1 protein-coding gene is annotated in these 581 nt (G+C 51.6%); it reads right to left on the bottom strand.

Going from position 1 to position 581, the window contains the following annotated elements; translation table 11 throughout:
- Positions 1-5 precede the first annotated feature (5 nt).
- On the bottom strand, positions 6-581 hold a 576-nt coding region (locus tag B7364_RS07940; RefSeq protein ID WP_232780843.1), incomplete at its 5' end, for a transposase.

Below are 581 nucleotides of genomic sequence, written 5' to 3'. Positions count from 1 at the left end.
TGTCATCAAGTCAGTTGTGGAATTGAGATTTGTATTGGTTTGAGGACGGCATTTGCGATGGTTACGAGTTTTCGTGCTACGGCGGCGAGGGCGAGTTTTTTGGGTTTTTTGTTGCTGAGAAGGTTTTGGTAGAAGTGTTTTAATTCTGGGTGGCAGCGTGATGCGGTCAAGGCGGCCATGAAGAGGGTGCGTCTGATGAGATCGCGTCCACCGGTCATGGGATATTTCTTGAAGCTGTTGCCTGACTGAGCGGGGTGGGGAGCAAGGCCTGCCAGACAGGCGATTTGCTTGCGGGTTGCATGACCAAGTTCGGGCAACATGGCGATGAGGGTATGGGCGCTGACGGGGCCGATGCCTTTGATGGCGCGCAGGCGCTTTTCTTGAATTTTGATGCGTGCATCGGACTTTATAAGATCAGCGATCTGTTGCTCGATCTTATCGATTTGGGTGTTGATAAAGCTGATTTCGGCGTTGAGGAAGTCAGTGATATGGTGACTACCTGGGGCCTTGAAGCGGTTGGTGGCCATTGTGCGTTGATCCAAGAGCGCTTGGCGATGCTTGACAAGGGATTGAAGTTTTTC

Origin of the sequence: Aquidulcibacter paucihalophilus (genome assembly GCF_002105465.1) — a bacterium.
GTDB lineage: Bacteria > Pseudomonadota > Alphaproteobacteria > Caulobacterales > Aquidulcibacteraceae > Aquidulcibacter > Aquidulcibacter paucihalophilus.
Note: the sequence above shows the minus strand (reverse complement) of the source record. Positions and strands in the feature narration are given on the sequence as shown.